The 20,180-nt window shown below is 64.9% G+C and carries 9 protein-coding genes and 1 tRNA gene; all 10 read left to right on the forward strand.

The window, feature by feature from the left end; genetic code table 11:
- Position 1 precedes the first annotated feature (1 nt).
- The gene (gene tpiA / locus KIT10_00465; GenBank protein ID MCW5897714.1) at positions 2–757 is read left to right on the forward strand and encodes a triose-phosphate isomerase; all 756 of its coding nucleotides are present in this window, start codon (positions 2–4) and stop codon (positions 755–757) included.
- A 210-nt stretch (positions 758–967) separates the two neighbouring features.
- Positions 968–1,834, forward strand: coding sequence for a 50S ribosomal protein L11 methyltransferase (prmA, locus tag KIT10_00470; GenBank protein ID MCW5897715.1), 867 nt, complete (start codon positions 968–970; stop codon positions 1,832–1,834).
- Positions 1,835–6,355, forward strand: coding sequence for a hypothetical protein (locus tag KIT10_00475; protein ID MCW5897716.1), 4,521 nt, complete (start codon positions 1,835–1,837; stop codon positions 6,353–6,355). It begins immediately after the preceding gene.
- Between the two features lie 2 nt (positions 6,356–6,357).
- The gene (plsY, locus tag KIT10_00480) at positions 6,358–7,005 is read left to right on the forward strand and encodes a glycerol-3-phosphate 1-O-acyltransferase PlsY (GenBank protein ID MCW5897717.1); all 648 of its coding nucleotides are present in this window, start codon (positions 6,358–6,360) and stop codon (positions 7,003–7,005) included.
- 44 nt (positions 7,006–7,049) lie between these two features.
- Positions 7,050–13,142, forward strand: coding sequence for a PD40 domain-containing protein (locus tag KIT10_00485; GenBank protein MCW5897718.1), 6,093 nt, complete (start codon positions 7,050–7,052; stop codon positions 13,140–13,142).
- Positions 13,143–13,212: 70 nt separating this feature from the next.
- Positions 13,213–13,494, forward strand: a complete 282-nt coding sequence (locus KIT10_00490; GenBank protein ID MCW5897719.1) for an ATP-dependent Clp protease adaptor ClpS — start codon at positions 13,213–13,215, stop codon at positions 13,492–13,494.
- 9 nt (positions 13,495–13,503) lie between these two features.
- On the forward strand, positions 13,504–14,295 hold the full coding sequence (locus KIT10_00495; GenBank protein ID MCW5897720.1) for a M48 family metallopeptidase: 792 nt from the start codon (positions 13,504–13,506) through the stop codon (positions 14,293–14,295).
- Between the two features lie 4 nt (positions 14,296–14,299).
- Positions 14,300–15,052, forward strand: a complete 753-nt coding sequence (locus KIT10_00500) for a YdcF family protein (protein MCW5897721.1) — start codon at positions 14,300–14,302, stop codon at positions 15,050–15,052.
- Between the two features lie 86 nt (positions 15,053–15,138).
- A tRNA-Arg gene (locus KIT10_00505) sits at positions 15,139–15,212 on the forward strand.
- Positions 15,213–15,436: 224 nt separating this feature from the next.
- A complete protein-coding gene (locus KIT10_00510) occupies positions 15,437–19,852 on the forward strand; it encodes a PKD domain-containing protein (protein ID MCW5897722.1) in 4,416 nt (1,471 codons plus the stop codon).
- Positions 19,853–20,180 lie beyond the last annotated feature (328 nt).

Below are 20,180 nucleotides of genomic sequence, written 5' to 3' on the forward strand. Positions count from 1 at the left end.
GATGCGAACGATAGTGGCCGGCAATTGGAAGATGCACAAGGACCGTGCGCAGGCGCTGGACCTGGTGATGCAGGTGGTGGGGGAGGCGGACAAGTTGCCCAGGGAAGTTGAAGTGGTGATGGCCCCGGCCTATCCATTCCTGGCCATGGCCACCGAGCGGGTGCGGGGCACACGCATCGCCATTGCGGCGCAGAACTGCCATGAGGCCCAGCAGGGCGCCTACACCGGCGAGGTGAGCGTGGCCATGCTGGGCAGCATCGGCGTGGGGGCCTGCATCGTGGGCCATAGCGAACGGCGCCAGTACTTCGGCGAGACCGATGCCACTGTGGGGCGCAAGGTGGAGGCCCTGTTGAAAGGTGGACTGATGCCCATCTACTGCTGCGGCGAGGTATTGTCCGAACGCGAAGCGGGCGACCACTTCGCCGTGGTGGAACGGCAGGTCCGCGAAGCCCTTGGTGGCTTGGATGCCAGCGCCATGGCCCGCTTGGTGGTGGCCTACGAGCCGGTCTGGGCCATCGGCACCGGCCGCACCGCCAGCCCCGATCAGGCGCAGGAGATGCACCGGTTCATCCGGGGCATCCTGCGCGGCATGGCCGGCCACGTGGCCGATGCCATCCCCATCCTCTATGGAGGCAGCTGCAAACCCGACAACGCCGAAGCGCTCTTCAGCCAACCCGACATCAACGGCGGCTTGATCGGGGGGGCGGCATTGGAGGCGGGATCATTCCTGGAGTTGGTGCGGATCGCGGGTGGGTAGTGGATCAGCTAACGATGTCAGTCATCCGTTGTCAGTTGTCAGTGATCTCAGGGAAGCAGGTGTTGCAACGGCGGAACGAGGGTGCCAGGGTAGGTGCGCTGTCAGGTACAGCCAACTGACGAATGACGATCCCACCAACCTGACAATTGACAACCGGCCCATCAACCAGCCGGACAACCAGCAACTGACAACCCCTCAAACCAACCTCCCTTGGACCACACCGAAGTCACCTTCCTCGTCAGCCCAGTCACCCCCTGGCGTGAGATCCTCCTGGTGGAGCTGGCGGATCTGGGCTACGACAGTTTCGAGGAGGGACACACCGATCCCGGTGGCGAAAGCGGCGAGTTGAAGGCCTGGATCCCCAGCGAGCGATTCAACGGCGCGGCATTGGGTGGTCTGCTGAGCTTGCGCGATCCGCATGCGAGCGTGAGTTGGACCAGCCGTGAGATCCCCGCAAGGAACTGGAACGCCGAATGGGAGAGCAGTTTCCAGCCGGTGGAGGTCGATGGTCGGGTGCGCATACGCGCCGAGTTCCATGCGGGGAAGCCCGGCTTCGACCATGAGCTGATCATCACGCCGCGCATGGCCTTCGGCACCGGTCACCACGCCACCACCCGCATGATGATCCGCGCCATGCTTGGTGTGGACCTGAAGGACAAGGATGTGGTGGACCTGGGCTGTGGCACCGGGGTGCTCGCCTTCCTCGCCGAACGCCTGGGCGCGCGCAGCATTCTGGCGGTGGACAACGACCCTGGCGCGGTGGAAAACGCCCGCGACAACGCCCGCCAGAACGGATGTGCCCGCACCATTGTGGAAAAGGGCGACGCCACCTGCCTCATTGGCCGGAAGTGCGACGCTATTTTGGCCAACATCGAGCGCAACACGCTCCTCGACGCCATGCCACGTTTCCACGACGCCCTGCGCCCCGGCGGGATCCTCCTCCTCTCCGGCTTCAGCCAGGAGGACCGCCACATGCTCGCCCAGCGGGCACGCGAGCACGGCCTGATCGTTGCGGAGCGTCTGGACGAGGGCGATTGGGCGTTGTTGGGCTGCAGGAAGGGAACATCCACCGAATGAATGGAAACGCCGCCCGGTGAGACGGGCGGGCAGGAGCTCATGATCGACATCTTCCACAGGACCACGGGCAGGTGGTCCGCCATGCCACTGCGGCCGGTGAGCGCTGCGGTGCTGATGTGCGTGGCCACCCTCGGGTGGTCCCAAACGAAACCCTTCTCCACCGATCCGCCGGTATTCCTGCAGGAGGTCACCGACATGCTTACGGCGGCCGACAAGAAGGAGGGGAGGGCCTTCGCCGAGGGCGTCTTCGCACCCGTGTGGAACGGCACCTTCTACAGCGAGAAGCAGCGGCTGCGCGTGGTGGACGTGGCCAACTTCATGCAGAAGAAGCGCTTCGAGGCCTTCCCGCACTTCCGTGATTACCTCGCCGCCGTGGCCGCCTTCCCCGGCGGGGGGCGCAAGCCGGATGAGTTCGACGCCTTCCTGCAGGGCATGGACCAATTTGTGAACAAGGGCCGCAAGCAGAACGTGGCCGCCTTCATCGCCATGTGCGCGGACCTCTTCCGTGAGAACGTGATGTTCCGCAGCGCCAGCACCGAGTGGCGCAGCACGGCGCGCTCCTTCAAGTTCGCCTTCGACAGCATCCCCATGATCCTCTTCCCGGAGGGCGACCTGGTCTGCCGCGCCAAGGGCGACAGCGCCGTGATCAAGGGCACCAGCGGCACCTATTTCCCCACACTGGAACTGTGGCGCGGCAAGGGTGGCCTGGTCACCTGGGAGCGGGCCGGGCTTCGGCCCTCGGCCACCTTCGCCGAATGGCGCCACACCTACGAGATCCGCGTGAAGAGTGCCGCCTTCGACGTGGACTCGGTGGTCTTCAACGACCCCTACTTCGAGCGCGGCATGCTGGGCAAGGTGAGCGACAAGGTGCTGGCCAATGTGGATCCCTCCAACGCCAGCTACCCGCGCTTCGAGAGCTACGACCGCCGGATCAAGATCCGCGACATCGCCGAAGGCATCGACTTCGAGGGCGGATTCTCCATGCAGGGCGCCAGGCTGCAGGGCTACGGCACCAAGGACGAACCGGCCTTCCTCACCTTCTACCGCGATCGCCGCCCCTTCATCGTCACCCAGGGCGAGCTCTACAGCATCGATCCGCAGCGCATCACCAGCGACGATGTGGCCGTGCGCATCATACTGGACAAGGACTCCATCCATCACCAGAGTGTGAGCCTGCGATTCCTACGCGACAAGAAGCAGCTCTCCCTGATCAAGAAGGACGAGGGACTGAGCAAGGGGCCCTTCTACAACACCTACCACAAGCTGGACATGTACTTCGAGGTTCTCTCCTGGAAGCAGGGCGATCCGTTGTTGCAACTGGGCAACCACCTCGGCAGCAGCCAGACCCAGGCCAGCTTCGAGAGCTTCGACTACTTCAAGGACAAGCGCTACATGGGCATGCTCGGCATCGATGCGGTCCACCCTCTGGTGCGCCTCAATGATTTCAGCAAGCAGAACGGCGGCAAGTTCTATGCGCAGGAGTTCGCCAGCTTCGCCAAGCTGCAGAAGCAGGTGGTGGTGCCCATGCTCATCGACATGGCCAACAAGGGCTATCTGATCTACGATCCGGAGAGCGAGTGGGTGGAGACCATGCCGCGCCTGCGCCAGCACATCCTCAACAACGCGGGCAAGCAGGACTACGACGTGCTGCAGATCAACTCCAACAGCGATGATGGGGTGAACGCCACGCTGAACCTGCTCAACTATGACCTGGCCGTGAAGGGCGTGGCGCGCATCGTGGTGAGCGACAGCCAGGACGTGAAGATCTTCCCCAGCGAGCGCAAGGTGACGGTGAAGAAGGACCGCGATTTCACCTTCGGCGGCGCCATCCAGGCGGGCAGGCTCACCTTCCACGGCAAGGAGTACTACTTCCACTACGCGCCCTTCATCATCGATCTGCTGAACGTGGACAGTGTGGCCTTCATGGCCACCAGCTTCGACAAGAACGACCGGGGCGAGCATACCCTGGTGCGCGTGAAGAACGTGCTGGAGCAGGTCACCGGCACCTTGGAGATCGACGCGCCCAGCAACAAGAGCGGCCTGCAACAGGTGAAGTACCCGTCCTTCCCCAAGTTCAACAGCGCACGTGAAAGCTTCGTTTACTACGACAAGCGCAGCACGCAACTCGGGGTGTATGGGCGCGACCGTTTCTATTACCGGTCCGATCCCTTCCAGATCGACTCGCTGGACAACTTCACCAACGCGGGCCTCACCTTCACCGGTACGCTCGTCTCCGGCGGCATCTTCCCGGACATCCGGGAGCCGCTCCGGTTGCAGCCCGACTACGCCCTCGGCTTCAAGCGCTCCACGGGCGCCGAAGGCCTGCCGCTCTATGGCCGCAAGGCGAAATTCACCAACGAGATCACCCTCAACGGGCGCGGTCTGCAGGGCAACGGCGATCTGGAGTACCTCACCACCAGCCTCTCGTCGAAGCAACTGGTCTTTACGCCGGACAGCACCTTGGGCCGCGCCGATACACTGGTGAACATAGCGTCCACCAAACCCTCGCGCGTGCCGGACGTGACCGGTGCGGACGTGTTCGTGCGTTTGGAGCCGGGCCGTGACGTGCTCCACAGCGAGAAGCTGAAGAAGGCCATGCGCATGTTCAATGGCGAGGTGGACCTGCACGGCCATACCGACCTCACGCCTGTGGGCATGACCGGCGGCGGGCTGGTGGATTTCCACAACGCCACGCTCGCCTCCAAGCTCTTCAAGTTCGAGACCATGCGCATCCAGGCGGACACCTCCGACTTCCGCCTCACCGACGGCGACATCAGCAGCATCGCCTTCAAGACCGACAACGTGAACGCGCTGATCAAGATGGACGAGCGTGTGGGCGAGTTCGTGAGCAACGGCACCGAGACCAAGGTGGAGTTCCCGGTGAACCAGTACATCTGCTTCATGGACCGCTTCAAATGGTTCATGGACCAGGGCGACATCGAACTGGAAAGCGACCGCACCGCCGCCGAGGGCAGCGAGGACCTGCAACTCTCCGGCTCCAACTTCATCAGCATCCGGCCCGACCAGGATTCGCTCAGCTTCATGGCCCCCAAGGCGCGCTATGATCTGAAACGGCACCTGATCACCGCCAACGAGGTGCAGTACATCCAGGTGGCCGACGCCCTGGTGACACCCGACAGCATGCGCGTGCGCATCCGCAGGAACGCCGTGATGGACCCGCTGAGCAACGCGGTGGTCACGGCCAACTTCGTCACACGCCACCACGTGATACGCGATGCCACGGTGGACATCAAGGCCAGGCGCAACTACACCGGCACGGGCACCATCGACTACAAGGACGAGGCGGACCGGACATTCCAGATCAAGCTGGGATCCATCGGTGTGGACAGCACCTACCAAACACGGGCGCATGGCCGCGTGAAGCCCGAGGAGGACTTCCAGTTGAGCCCGGCCTTCGATTTCCATGGAGACGTGTTCCTGGCGGCCAGCGAGAAGCACCTCACCTTCCAGGGCAGCACCCGCATCCAGCACGGCTGCGAGGAGCTCAAGCGTGGTTGGATGGGCTTCCGCGCCGCGATCGATCCGCTGGAGATCTTCATCCCGGTGGGCGATACACTATATGACGACCGAGGCGCGCCCATCGCGGCGGGCATCCTGCTCAGCAATGAGGACCCCTTCATCACATACGCCACCTTCCTCAGCCACACCCAACAGGACAACGACCGCCGGATCATCAGCGCGACAGGCCTGTTGCACTACGACAAGGGCCGCCGCGAGTACGTCATCAGCAACAAGGACAAGATCCGCCAGCGCGACCTGCCCGGTGCCCTGGTGAGCCTGGCCACCGACAACTGCGTGGTGATCGGCGACGGCCGTTTCGACCATGGCGTGGACCTGGGCCGCGTGGACCTGGTGAACGTGGGCGGCGTGCGTTTCGAGACGCAGGAGAACAAGGCCACCACCAGCGGCGTGCTCCTCGCCGACTTCCACTTCCAAGACAACGCCCTGGAGCGCATGGTGACCGAGATGCTCGGCTATCCGGAGCAGAAGCCGATGGACATCACCGCCACCTACTACGAGAAGATGATGCGCGAACTGTTGGGGCTGGACCGTTCGGACAAGCTCATCAGCGAACTCAGCATCAAGGGCGAGATCAAACGCCTGCCGGACGAGTTGGTGAAGCCCATCGTCTTCGGCGATGTGAAGATGGTGTGGGACGGTCCCGAGCAGAGCTGGCTGAGCCAGGGTGATATCGGCATCGCCACGGTGGGCAAGAAGGCCTTGTACCGCTATGTGAAGGGCAAGATCCACCTGGAGCGCAAACGCAGCGGCGACATCATGACCATCTTCCTGATGCTCGATGACCAGACTTACTGGTTCTTCCAATACACGCGCAACTACCTTTATGCCTACAGCAGCGACCAACAGTTCAATACGATGATCAGCGAGCTGAAGGACGACAAGAAGAAACTCGACGGCGGCAAGGACCTGCCCGCCTACCAGTTCACCGTCACCACCAAACGGAAGGTGGAGGACTTCCGCGACCGTTTCGGCCTGTGAGCATGGTATTCCCCTGGACATACGCGGCGATCGCCACCCTGGCGGCATATCTCGTGGGCAGCATTCCGGCGAGTGTGTGGTGGGGCAGGCTCTTCCATGGTGTGGATGTGCGTGAGCATGGCAGCCGCAACGCGGGTGCCACCAACACCTTCCGGGTGCTCGGCTGGCGCGCCGGGGTGCCCGTGCTGCTGATCGACATAGCCAAGGGTTTCCTGCCCGTGCGACTGCTGCCCAACCTCACGGACCTGGAGCCCGACACCGCACCTTGGATGTGGCTGCGTTTGGCCTTGGTCTTCGCTGTGGTCATCGGCCATCTCTATCCCGTGTTCGCCGGATTCCGGGGCGGCAAGGGCGTGGCCACCTCCTTGGGCGGCACACTGGCCGTGCACCCCGGTGCGGCGGCCCTGTGCATCGGGGTCTTCGCGCTGGTCTTCCTGCTCTCGCGCTATGTCTCGCTCGGTTCGCTCTGTGCGGCGGTGGCCTTTCCCATCGCCGTGGCCCTGGTGTTCCGCGAGACCAGTCCCGTGAAGCTCGGCTTCGCCGTGGCGCTCTGCCTGCTCATCTTCTACACCCACCGCCAGAACATCGGCCGCCTGCTGCGCGGCGAGGAAAGCCGCATGGACCTGGCCCGATCCGGCAGGGCGCGATGAAACCAAGCCCCACACCCCTAGGTACAAGGGCCCACTCTCGGATGATGACCCGCTCCACGGGCATACTCTTGTCGCTGCTCTTCCCCTTCCTGGCCCAGGGCCAGGGCGGTGATGCGCAGCTTCGCGCCAAGGCCGCCGCGCTCTTCACAGAGCAGCGGTTCGCCGAGGCCCTGCCGATGTACTCGCAGCTGGTGAGCCTGTCCCCATCGGACCGGGAACTCAACTACCGCTACGGCACCTGCCTGCTCCATGGCGGCGCGGACAAGGAGAAGGCCATCGGCCACTTGAAGTTCGCCGTGGAGGACCCCGCGACACCGGCGCAGGCCTGGTACTGGCTGGGCCGCGCGCACCACCTCAACTACCGCTTCGCGGACGCGCTCACCGCCTACCAGCGATACAAAGGCACCGCCGAGAGGAAAGTGCTGGCCGAGATGCCGGTGGACGCCCTGGAACAACAGTGCCGCAACGGCAAGAAACTGCTCTCCAACCTGAAGGAGGTGACCGTGCGCAACAAGGTGGAGGTGGCCGAGAGCGAGTTCTTCCGATTCTATGACCTCACCGATATCGGCGGTCGCATCGTGGTGATGCCCGACGAACTGAAGACGCCCCTGGACCGCAAGAGCAAACGCCGCGCGCTGATCTACCTGCCCGACAAGCCCGGACCGATCCACTACAGCAGCTATGGCAAGGAGGGGAAGACCGGCCTGGACATCTACCGCACCGAACTTCTGCCTGATGGCCGCTTCGCGACACCACAGAAACTCGCGGGCTTCATCAACACCGACGAGGACGAGGATTTCCCCTTCCTGCACCCGGATGGGAAGACCTTCTACTTCAGCAGCAAGGGCCACAACAGCATGGGCGGCTACGACGTGTTCAAGGCCGCCTACGATCCCGGCATGGACGCCTTTGGAAGACCGGAGAACCTGGACTTCGCGGTGAACACGCCGGACGACGACATCTTCTATGTGGTGGATCCCGAACACCGGGAAGCCTGCTTCGCCAGCGGCCGCAGCAGCCAGCAGGGGCAATTGCACGTGTATCGGGTCTCCACGCAGCGCCAGCCATTGATCATCACCGTGCTCAAGGGCACCTACGCCAGTGAGTTCGATGCCAACGACCGACGGGCGCGCATCGTGGTGGAGGACGCCATGTCACGTGAGCAGGTCGCTGATGCGCGCACGGACATGAATGGCGAGTACGTACTGGCCCTGCCCCGCAGCGGTCGTTTCCGTTTTCTGGTGGATTGTGGCCCCAGTGGCAAGACCCACATCGGCCAGGTGGAAGTTCCCCGCAACGAGCAGCCCAAGGCCTACCGGCAGGAATTGGGTCTGGTGCGCCATGGCGATCAGGAGAAGCTTGTGATCCGCAACTATTTTGATACCCCGCTGGATGACGACCTCATCGCACTGGCCATGGACGAGATACGGCGGCGGGCCAGACTGGACATCACGGAAGCGCCTGTCGTGGACGCCACGCCAGCCAATGAAGCACCGGTGGCGGACGTGATGACAAGAGCCGGTTTCACAGGCGACATCGACAAGCAGGCGGCATTGCGGATCGCCGAAGAGGATGCCGCCGACCTGGATCGCCAGGCCATGGAACTGGATGGCCGCGCCAAGGAGGCCTGGACCATAGCGTTGGAGGCGATCGCCGAAGCGGAGCGTGGCACGAAGGAGGCTTCGGCGCTGTTGGAAAGCGCCGCCAACGAGGATGACGATCGCCTGCGTGACCAGCGCATGACCGAGGCCGCGAGACTGCGGCAGCACGCACGCGAAGCGGGTCAACGGGCCCAGGCGGCGCAACGCACCGCGCGCGATCTGGAGAACGAGGAATTGGCCACGCGCCAACAGGCCGCACAAGCGGGCAAGCTCGCCACCGACCTGCGGACCACGCTTTCCACCGGCAAGGACGAACAAGCCCTGCCGCACTTGACCGCCTTGCGTGAGCGGGTCGATCTGCGTGGCAGCGCACAGGCGCAGGCGGACATCACCGAACGCATGCGCCGCGATGCCGCGGATCAGGAACGCGAGTCCGCCAAGGCCCTGCAACGGGCACAGGCCAAGCGTGGTGAGGAGAATGAGCTGGCCGATCGCATCAGGCGCCTGGAACGCGAGGAACAGGAAGCCAAAGGCAGGTCGCGCAAGGACCAGATCGCCGCGGAACTGACCCAATTGCGCGAGCAGCATGGCCATTTGAAGCAGGAGACCGCCGCCGCTTTCGCAAAGGCGCGCACCATGGAACGGGACGCCACCCTCATGCGCGGGCAGGCTTCCCTGGCGCGGCATCTGGTCTCGACCAACGACCGTGGCAGTGTCACCGTGCCCGATCAGGGAAAGCGCGATGGCCTGGCCACACGGATCGTGCAGGCCCAGGATCGCATCGAGGCATTGCCCATCGACGAACGCTTCGATGCCATGATCGCCGCATCGCCGGCCGACGTGGAGGCCCGGACATTCGACTGGGACCTGGCCACCGCAGGTGTGGCCATGGGTGGCGTACGGCCCGGCACACGTGCCATGGACCGCGGCGAGGAGGATGCGCAGCGCGCGGCCGCACGTTCCACGGTTATCGCATCGGAAGGCACCGCTGATGCCGCGACGCCGAAAGGAGCTCGCGTGGAACAGCCGGGGATCTCCAAGGACGCGCCCGACGCGGAGGAGGCCATCGCCGCGAGGACGAACCCAGGCACGGAGAAAGCGGCGCCTCGCACCACGGAGATCCAGCGGACGGAGGCCATTGACGCGCCACGCCGGGCCGAGGTGAAGGAGGTCGCAGCGAATGCGGATGACCGTTTCATGCTGGAGAATGAAGCGGCTGAGCTGCGCCAGATGGCGGCGGCCGAAAGGAACAAGGTCCGTCGGGACAGTCTGGAGCGGCGCGCGGTGGAACTGGAACGCAGGATCGCCTTGTCCCCGAGCGCGCCGATCGATGACGCGCCTGCCGCGACCACGGAGCTTGGAGCGGCATGGAGTGAGGACGGAGAGGACCTCGCCGATGCGCGGCCGCAGGACCCCACACGCGTACCCCTCGTTTTCGGGCCGGACGCGAAGCCTGAGGAGATCATTGACCGCCTGTACCCTGGCTACCAGGGCGACAAGACCCGCTTGGAACGCTTGACGGATGCCGATGAACGCGCCGCCGGTCTGCATGGCCTGGAGTTGATGCTGGCGGACAGCATCCGCGGCGAAATGGCCCTGCAGGTGGCCGTGCTCGAACTGGATCCTTTGCAGGCCGATCGCGTGCTGCCGCGCGTGGAGCGCCTCCGGAAGTTGAGGGAGGAGCACCTGCGCCTTGCCGAGGAACATCTCGCCGGCCGCCAGCGTGAGATCGCCGAGCTCGCGGCCGATGCCGGAAGCGAAGCACCGGCGAACGCCAATGGCAAGCGACATGGCAACGGTACCGTGGGCCACGATCCCATTCTCGATCGCTTCGTGGCCTATGCCGAGGATGTCCGGCAGGTCTATGCCAGCCGTGTCGCCTACCGTTCGAAGAAGGTGGATGACGCCGTGGCCTTCAAGGACGCCGACCTGGTGCGGATCGAAGCGCTGACCGGCCAGATCGATTCTCTGGTGCATGAAGCCGCCGGGAAGCCGCGCAAAGAGTACGACCGGTTGCAGCGCAACGCGGATCGCCTGCGCGATGAGCAGCTCATCATCAGCACGGACATGGGCCAGCGCACGGCATTCCTCAGCCGTGAGGAATGGCGGGTGGCGCAGGACAGTCTGAAAGGCCAGGAGAAGACCGTGTCCAAGCGGGGGCTGCCGCCCACCGAGCCGCTGTTGTTGATGGCCCAGGGAATGAAAAGCGACGCGCAGCGCCAGTTCGATCAGGCCGCCCAGTTGCGCAAACGCGCGGACCGCATCGACGACATCATGGAGCGCGACAGCCTGTATCGCACCGCCTATGGCCTGGAGTTGCAGGCGCTTCGCGAGTTGGACCGTGCCTTGACGGTGAACAGCCACTTGGCCGGAGGGGACCATCTGCGTGGCGAAACGCTCACCTACGAGCAGGTGGCGATGAAGGTGTTCGGCATCACCGAAACGATGCTTGCCGATGCGCGCCGTCCCGCGACTCCGGCCGCGCGATCGCGTGAGGAAGTACAAGCGGAGAAGCCCGCCGTGGAGCTGGCATTGCGTGATGTGGTCGCGGAACGTGATGAAGCGCAGGAAGCTTCGCGTGCGTTCAATGCGGCCCCTGTTGCGCCGCCCTTGGTGGCCGATGATGCCGTGGCCATCGTGCGCACGACCGAAGCGGAGACCGTCACGGAGCGACCGGCGCCGGCCGAAGATCCGCGCGTGGCGGAAGCGCGTGCCAGGGCCGAGGCGGATGCGCAGCGCAGGGAAGCCGCTGTGGCACCCACGGCGGATGAGGTCTTGAAGCGTTACAAGCACTTCCTCGATCCCGATCTGGCGCAGCTGGCCTCCATGGACATGAAGGAGCCTGCCGCACCGCGTCTGATGGACCAGCGCGTGGAGCGCGCCACCACGGAGGCCGCCGCCCTGGAGCGCGTGGCCGTGGCCAAGGCCGATCGTGCGACCTTCCTGGAGGACAGTGCGGCCACACTGAAGAAAGGCAAGCGCGCCGAGGTGGAACGCCTCGCGGTGCGCACACGGGTGGAGTCCGATTCGCTCATGGCGCTGTCGGTGAAACGCAACGAGGATGCCCGCACCTGGACGCGGGAGCAACGTGAGGCCGAGGATCTCGCCGCGCTGCGCGATAGGTTGTCGCGCTACTATTATCTGGACGCGGAGGAAATGGACATGGTGCTGAACGACGCGGACCAGAGCAGATACTTCCAGGCCAAGACCCGGGCCTTGGAACAGTACGATGCGGCCTCCGAGGCCGATGCGGCAGCCAAGGGCCTGCGCGAGCTGGCCGCGGTGCTGCGCACCACCGCGCCCCGATCGCCTGCCGACGCCGTGCAACGCGAGCGCGCCGCGGTGCTGAACACCCGTGCGGACGCATGGCAGGCCAAGGCTGATTCGTTGGACAATGTGGCCGCGCGCCTGCGCGCCGCGGCCTCCATCAATGAAGGCCAGGCCACCGTGCTGCTGCAGGGGCTTTCGCAACAGGACCCCAGTGGTCTGATGGCGCTGGAAATGCGTGCCCGTCGCACCGAACCCCTGCTGGGCGAAGCGCACGCTGAGGCCGGGTTCCCTAAAGCGCCGAAAGAGACCGTCACGGCCCCGGCGCCTGCCGCTGCGGTGACGCCTGCTCCCGTTCCGGAAGCACCAGTGGCCGCCACCATGGAGGTGGCCACCCTGCGCATGCCGGATGAGCTCGTCAGCGACATGTTCGAGTTGCGCCTGGCCGGCACGCGGCGCATGGAGCCGATCCCGATCGATGCCGCCATGCCGCGAGGTCTGGTGTACAAGGTGCAGATCGGGGCCTTCCGCCGCCCGGTGCCCGAGGAGGCTTTCAGCGACATGAGCCCCATGACGGGCGAGCGTCTTGAGAATGGGGTGGTGCGTTACATGGCCGGCATGTTCACCGGCTATGAGCAGGCCGCCGCCGCCAAGGACAAAGTGCGCGATCGCGGATACCGGGACGCCTTCGTGGTGGCCTATCTGGATGGCAAGCGTGTCACGCTGACGGAGGCCAGCCGCATGGGCGGAGGACGTCCTGCGGCGGCTGTTGCCAGTGGTACCGCCACACCACCGGCCGCAACGGTGGCTACCATCGAGCGGCCCCTGCCCGCGGCACCACCGGCCGCCGCCACGGAGGTGCTGGCGAACTATCCCCCCACGGCCGAGGCCATTCTTTCGGCATTCGCTCCGGTGGCGGAAGCGACCAGCTACTACAATGTGCCGGGCGCCGCTCCTGCGCGGCAGGTGGAGACCATCCAAGGCCTCTTCTTCACCGTGCAGGTGGGTGTGTACAGCAGGCCCGTGGCGCTGGACAAGCTCTTCAACATCACACCGCTCAACAGCGAGCGGATCGAGGGCGGCAAGGTCCGATACACCAGTGGGCTGCATCTGGACATGGAGAGCGCGCGTACCGGCCGCGAACAGGCCATCGCCCGCGGCGTGAAGGATGCCTTCGTCACCGCCTACCTCAACGGGCGCCGCATCCCCATGGGTGAAGCGAACGCCTTGTTGGAGCGCTTTGGCCCGTCGATCCTGGCCAAACCCTGATCCCGTCCGCATCCCGATCCGGATGGCGGCACCTGGCCCGCTACATTTGCGGTACACCTGCCCATTCGAGATGAGTACCAAGCACGGACACGAGGAGGCGCTGCTGGAGGAGATCCTCCAGGAGCCTGGCACCAGCAAGGAGATCATCCTGCACAACGACGATGTGAACACCTTCGATCATGTGATCGACTGCCTGGTGGAGATCTGCGGACACGACCCCATCCAGGCCGAGCAATGCGCGTGGATCGTGCATCACAACGGCAAGTGCAGCGTGAAGCGTGGCACCTTCGACCAACTGGAGCCGCGTTGCACGGCCTTGCAGGACCGCGGCCTTTCCGCCATCATCGCCTGAGCCATGTGGATGCGAGCGATGGCCATCCTGCTGCTTGCCGGTCTGTTGACGGCCTGTGCCAAGGTGCCCATCACCGGACGGCGGCAGATGAACCTGATCAACGAGACCACGCTGATCGGCATGGCCGATGAGCAGTACCGCGAATTCCTGCGCACCCATCAAGTGCTGCCGCCCAACGATCCACGTGCGCAACAGGTGCGCGGCTGCGGCGACAGGATCGCGGCGGCGGTGACGAAGTACCTCACGGAGAACGGCATGCAGAACCGCGTGGGCCAGTTCCAATGGGAATTCAACACGGTGCAGGACCCCACCGTGAATGCCTGGTGCATGCCCGGCGGCAAAGTCGTCTTCTACACCGGCATCCTGCCCGTCACCGCCACCGAGACCGGCCTGGCCGTGGTGATGGGGCACGAAGTGGCGCACGCCGTGGCACGCCATGGCAACGAGCGGATGAGCCAGGCCATCGCCCTGGAGGGTGCGGGTATGACGCTGGAAGTGCTCACCAGCCAGAAGCCCGGATTGACACGCGATATCTTCCTGCAAAGCATGGGTCTGGGCAGCGGACTGGGCATGCTCGCCTTCAGTCGCAAGCACGAGACCGAGGCCGACAAGTTGGGCCTGATCTTCATGGCCATGGCGGGCTACGATCCGCGCGAGGCGCCCATGTTCTGGGAGCGCATGAGCGCCCAGAGCGCCGGCCAGGCCCCGCCCGAACTGCTCAGCACGCACCCCAGCGATGCCACGCGCATCCGCGATCTGGAGGCCTACATGCCCGAGGCGCTCAAGTATTACAAGCCCTGAGGCCATGGCCTTGGGCAAGGGCATCGCGCGCAACGCCGTCCTCGCCTTCGGGCTGCTCTATCGAATGCTGCGCCGGCCACTTCGGGCCGTGATCTTCACGCTCGGCGCCAGTGCGCTAATGATGATCATGCTGGCTTTCACCCGTGTACCATTCGATCTGCATCGCTGGTTGGGAACGGCAGCGGGCGGGATGGACCGGGCCGCGGAGGCCGAGCTGATCGTGGTGCTGGGTGGCAGTGGCATGCCCTCGGGACCCGAGTTGTTGAGACTGCACCATGCGGCGGCGTTGGCCGAGAACACCCCGGGCGCCGTGGTGGTGGTGATGCATCCGCACGACACGGCCGTGATGGACGCCATGTTGGGCGAGTTGTCGCTGCGCGGGGTGGACAATGGGCGCATGACGCCATTGCTGGATGGTGCCAATACCCGCGAGCAGGCTCTTGCGCTACGTGCTGCCATGCCCGGTACCATGGCGCGGCGGATCGCCCTGGTCACGGCGCCGGAGAACTGCTACCGCAGCGTGCGGGCTTTTCGGCGGGCGGGATTCGCCAACGTGAAAGGTGAGCCGGCCTGGGACACTCCGATGTTCATCGACCTGGACTACGACCACCGACGGGTGGGGGGGAAGCCCTACGTGCCGGACGTCTCCGCCAGCGCCGCCCTGCGCTACGACTTCTGGAACCGCCTGAAATTGGAGATCACCTGTCTGCGCGAGTTCGTGGCCATCGGCTACTACCGGCTCAATGGCTGGATCTGATCCCGGATGCGACCCGGAGCATCCCCGTTGTGGACCTATCCCTATCTTCGCCGCCGCTTTCCAGCAGATCCACCTGGATGGCATCGGGACCCGTAGCTCAATTGGATAGAGCATCTGACTACGGATCAGAAGGTTTGGGGTTCGAATCCCTACGGGTCCGCTGACCACAACGAGGCCTCCGCCATGCGGGGGCCTCGTGTTTTTCAGGTCGCTGGGCCAAGGTCTGGCCACTGGTCCCCAAACGGGCGATCGCGGGTTCCTGCACGGTGTGGAAACCACGCCCCCCGCCCCGCCGTACGAGCACCGGCATACGTCCATGCGATCCTCCCGGACAAGCGCAGGGAACCATGGCGGGCCGACTCCAAGAACCTGAACAACAGACACATGTCCACCCATAACCCCTTTGCGGCACGTCTCGCCTTCCTGGCCATGGTGGCCGCTCCGCAGTGCTTCCTGTACCTGCCACATGCCAATGCACAGGTGGCCGGCCGTTACGATTTCTCACAGCACAGCGATAGCTACACGCCGATCGGTTCCACGGGCTGGTCCGCACTCTTCGGCACAGGTTGGGACAATGCGGCGGTATCCGTGCCCCTTCCATTCAACTTCCAGTTCGGGCCGGAGAGCTATGACAACGTCATGGTCTCCACCAACGGGTTCATCGTGTTCGGCAACACGCTGGCGAACAATGCCGGTGGAGGTGCCTATGTCAATGGGAGTGTTCAGGGCCTCTACCTGGGTGGCAACGCCACGGACAATGGCATCGCCGGCTTCAACGCGCGATTGGCCGAGCGCACCTTCGCCACCACCAACGCTACGCGCACCAGTGGCTCACCCGTGCTCACCGTGGCCAGCACCGCCGATCTGCGCGTAGGCATGTGCATCACCGGCACGGGCATCCCTGCCAACGCCGCCGTGGTGTCCATCAGTGGCAACCAGGTGACCATGAGCGCCAACGCCACCAGCAATGGCACCTCATCGATCACGCCCAGGGCCAATGCGGTCGCTGGAACCATCGGCACAGCACCGAACCGAACCTTCGTGGTGCAGTACACACGCGTGCGCCGCGATGGCAATAACGACGATGTGAACTTCCAGATCCGGCTCCATGAAGGAGACGGAAATGTGCTGGCCCAGACCATCGAGGTCGTTTACGGGGCCTGCTCCACCACCGAGACCAACACGAGCCGCCAGGTGCAGGCAGGTCTTCGCGGCACCACCTCGGACTTCCATGCGCGCACCAGCACCAGCGATTGGAGCGCCACCTCGGAAGGCGGCAGCAACACCAACCGTGTGCAATTCACCTCTTCCATCACGCCTCCCAACGGTCTCCTGTACCGTTGGACACCCAATTGCACGAGCCCCGTGGCCACGGCCACGGTGGAGAGCGATTGTGCCGGTGGCACATTCAACATCCTGGTGAACGTGACCTCGCTGGGCAATGGCGCTTCGGTGGACATCAAGGCCAATGGCAGCACGGTGCACGCGGGAGTGGGCACCGGTGTCCATGTGTTGGGGCCATACCCCATCGGCCAGAGCCGCACGGTGGCCGTGGCCCATGCCAGCAGCACAGCCTGCGACCTGGGTCTGGGCAGCTTCAGCAGCCCGCTGACCTGTGTGGCCAATGGCGGTTGCCTGGCCACGCCACACCCTGCGATCGCCGCCAACAGTTGTTCCGCCGGAGCCGAACTCAAGGCGGGCATCGCCGTGACGGGAGAGGGTGACGCGCTGGGCGTGAACACGCAATTGACGAGCGTGGACCTGATCATCGCCCATACGAGCCGCAACCAATTGCGTGTGTACCTGACCGCGCCCAATGGTGCTGTCCGTGAGATGATCATGAACCGCGGCGGCCCGCGATCGAACTTCGGCAACCCGGGCAATTGCCCCACCGCCGTGTTGACCTTGGATGACGGCGCCGCGCAATCCGTGGCGGACATCCCCAACAACTTCGCGAGCAACAACATCACCGGCAGCTGGCGCCCGGAGCAGACCCTGGCGGGTTTCAGCGGCGACCCCAACGGCACCTGGGTGCTCACCATCTGCTCCTCGGGCGGCAATGCGGGTACGCTGCGGCATGTGGCGCTGAATTTCTCGCCGGTCGATTGCCAAGGTGTGGCGAACGGCCCCGCAATTCCCGGTTCGCCCTGCGATGACGGCGACCCGAACACCACAGGCGACGTATACGGCGCCAATTGCACCTGCAGTGGTGCACCTGTCACCTTGTACAGTGCCGCGTCCGGCGCCATGGGCAGCACCATCTGGAGCCTCAGCCCGGGTGGACCCATCGCACCGAATATTCCCAATGGCAACGCCCATGTGGTTATCCGGAACGGGCATGCCATCAGCGTGGATGGCACGCGTTCGGCCAAGTCGCTGCTGGTGGAAACCGGCGGCTCCTTGGACATCGACGCCGGCACCCTCTCGGTGGGCGGCCACGTGACCAACCATGGTGTCGTGCTCGGTGGTACGGGAACCCTGGCCGTGATCGCCAACACACCGGTGACCATCGGTGGATCGGCGCCCCTGCCGCTCTTCAACCTCACGGTGAACACCCCGCAGGGCACCTCGGTCACCACGCCCATCACCCTGCTCGGCACGCTGCAACTGAACGGTGGCACCTTCACCGCCAATGCGGCTGTGAAACTGGCCAGCAACGCGTTGCGCACCGGCCGCCTCGGTCCCGTGGACCCCGGCGCCAGCTACGTGGGCAACATCACCATGGAACGCTACATCCCCGGTGGTGTCACCAACTGGCGCATGCTGGGCAGCCCGGTGCAGGGCGCCACCGTGAACAATTGGAAGGACGACTTCTTCACGGCTGGCTTCCCGGGTTCGCACTACCCCAACTTCTACGATCCTCCCGGCAGCGGAATCCACTGGCCCAGCATCCGCCACTATGTGGAAAGCAACCCCGGTCCTTCGCCCTCGGATGGACTGGTGGGCGTCACGAACGCGAGCATGCCCCTCACCCCCGGCAAAGGTTTCGCGGCCTGGTCCGGTGATGGCCTGTACAACACCAGCCCCTTTGTCATCGACGTCACGGGTCCGCCCACGATCGCCTACGCGCCGTTCACGCTGCCGATGTCCTGGACCGATACGGGCAACCCCTCCGCCGATGGCTGGAATCTGGTGAGCAACCCGCTGCCCAGCGCCATCAGCTACGGCGCCATCGTGCGCGGTGCCAATGTGGTGAACGCCTTCCACGTGTTCGATCCGGTGAGCGGCAACATGGCCACCTGGAACGGTTTCGTGGGCAGCAACGGCGCCAATGGCACCATCCAGAGCAGCCAGGGCTTCTGGCTGAAGGCCAACGGCCCGGCCGTGAACACCACCGTGAGCGAGAGCGCCAAGACCGGCAGCCAGAGCGGCGGCATCTTCGGTGGTCTGGAAGGTCCTCCGCCACCATCGCTGCGCCTGCGGATCGCCAGTGGCCTGAACAATTTCAGTGACGAGACCGTGGTGGTCTTCGCCCATGGCAGCCCGGTCTTCAACGAAGAGGAGGGCGATGCCTTGAAGTTCCCGTTCAGCCATCCGCAAGCCCCGCGCATCGCCACTCGCGTGGCCGATGGCCCGGACCTGGCGCTGAACCACCATGGTGCGCCGGATGGCACGATCCACATCCCCGTAATGCTGCATGCGCCCGTCACGGGCACCTATACCATCACCGCCACCGGCATAGAGTCCCTGAACGGCCTCACCTGCCTGGTGCTGGAGGACCTGCTCACCGGCGTGCGTGTTCCCCTGCATGACGGCGCCACCATCACCATCGAGATCGCCGCCGACGCGGATCCCGCTCTGCCGCGCCTGCTGTTGCACCAGAGCGCCATGCTGGTCCATGAGGTGCAGCATGTGAGCTGTCACGGCAGCGGCGATGCCTCCATCACGCTGCACAACCCGGGCGCGGTACCGGTGGACATCACCTGGACCGATGCCGAGGGCGACATCCTGGCCGTGATCGAGGGCATGCTGGGTTCGGCCGCGCTGCAAGGCCTGGGCGCCGGCCACTACACGGCGCACATCGGCGGCACCGAATGCCCCGCGCAATCGGCGCAGTTCACCATCGAGGAACCCTGGGCCATGGAACTGTTGTACACCATCACCCCGGCCACCTGTGCCGAGAGCACCGACGGCCATGTGCTGCTGGAAGTGCTGGGCGGCGTGTGGCCCTATGAGATGCTGTGGAGCACCGGCGCCACCACGCCCGATCTGGAAGGGGTGGGCGAGGGTTTCTATGGCGTGGAAGTGACCGACGCCAACGGTTGCGTGATCACGGCGAACGGCCTGCACGTGACGGCCCCCGAGCCGATCGCTGGCGCGCTGGTGGCACCCACCACCGTCCAGGTGATGGAGCCGGTGCAGTTCAGCAGCACCGCTGATGCCGCCGAGGAACGCTTCTGGGACTTCGGTGATGGCCAGACCAGCACCCACGCCACGCCGCTGCATGGCTACGCGCAACCCGGTGAGTACCAGGTGACACTGGTGTTGCAGGACGAGGAATGTTCCCGGACCCTGGGCACCACGGTGTCCGTGGGCCTGCTCACCACCCTCCAGGACCTGGCCAATGACGGCCCGCGCGCCTGGAGCGCCGGTGACCTGATCACGATCGAAGGCGCCATGCCGCAGGACCTTCACCTGCATGTGTATGATGCCACCGGCCGCACGGTCTACACCGGCCGCATCCCGGCGAACACGCCGCGCCACGAGATCCCCACCCACACCTGGACGCCCGGCCTCTACTTCCTGAACGCCAGTACCGCTTGGGAACAGTGGACCTATTCGCTGCCGGTGGTGCGGTGAGGAACCGCGATATTCGCTTGACGAAGCCCCACCGGATGTTCCGGTGGGGCTTCGTCTTTCCAGGGGTGGTCAACCGCGTGGGAGGGGGGGTGGGTCACAAGGCATCAACCGTCACTTGTGGATAAGTATTCCAGTGTTACTTTTCACCGCGTAACCCTGCCTCCGGTACATCAGACCCCCTCCCCGCCCAAGGGAGTCCACTCCATACCCACCACCCCCCCCCCCCGGCGCGCCTTGCCTCGCCGCCGGACCACTGCACCCCATACCTGAAAACCTGCCCTGGCCACCTGATGTGGCCAAGGATCGCTTGCCCCCCTACCGAAACCCC

Source organism: Flavobacteriales bacterium, from assembly GCA_026129465.1.
Classification (GTDB): Bacteria; Bacteroidota; Bacteroidia; order Flavobacteriales_F; family PHOS-HE28; genus PHOS-HE28.

Bases quoted from the DNA above. Each gene is read 5' to 3' on its own strand.
- tpiA (MCW5897714.1), top strand. From the start codon at position 2: ATGCGAACGATAGTGGCCGGCAATTGGAAGATGCACAAGGACCGTGCG.
- KIT10_00475 (MCW5897716.1), top strand. From the start codon at position 1,835: ATGGAAACGCCGCCCGGTGAGACGGGCGGGCAGGAGCTCATGATCGAC.
- plsY (MCW5897717.1), top strand. From the start codon at position 6,358: ATGGTATTCCCCTGGACATACGCGGCGATCGCCACCCTGGCGGCATAT.
- KIT10_00485 (MCW5897718.1), top strand. From the start codon at position 7,050: ATGACCCGCTCCACGGGCATACTCTTGTCGCTGCTCTTCCCCTTCCTG.
- KIT10_00490 (MCW5897719.1), top strand. From the start codon at position 13,213: ATGAGTACCAAGCACGGACACGAGGAGGCGCTGCTGGAGGAGATCCTC.
- KIT10_00495 (MCW5897720.1), top strand. From the start codon at position 13,504: ATGCGAGCGATGGCCATCCTGCTGCTTGCCGGTCTGTTGACGGCCTGT.
- KIT10_00500 (MCW5897721.1), top strand. From the start codon at position 14,300: ATGGCCTTGGGCAAGGGCATCGCGCGCAACGCCGTCCTCGCCTTCGGG.
- KIT10_00510 (MCW5897722.1), top strand. From the start codon at position 15,437: ATGTCCACCCATAACCCCTTTGCGGCACGTCTCGCCTTCCTGGCCATG.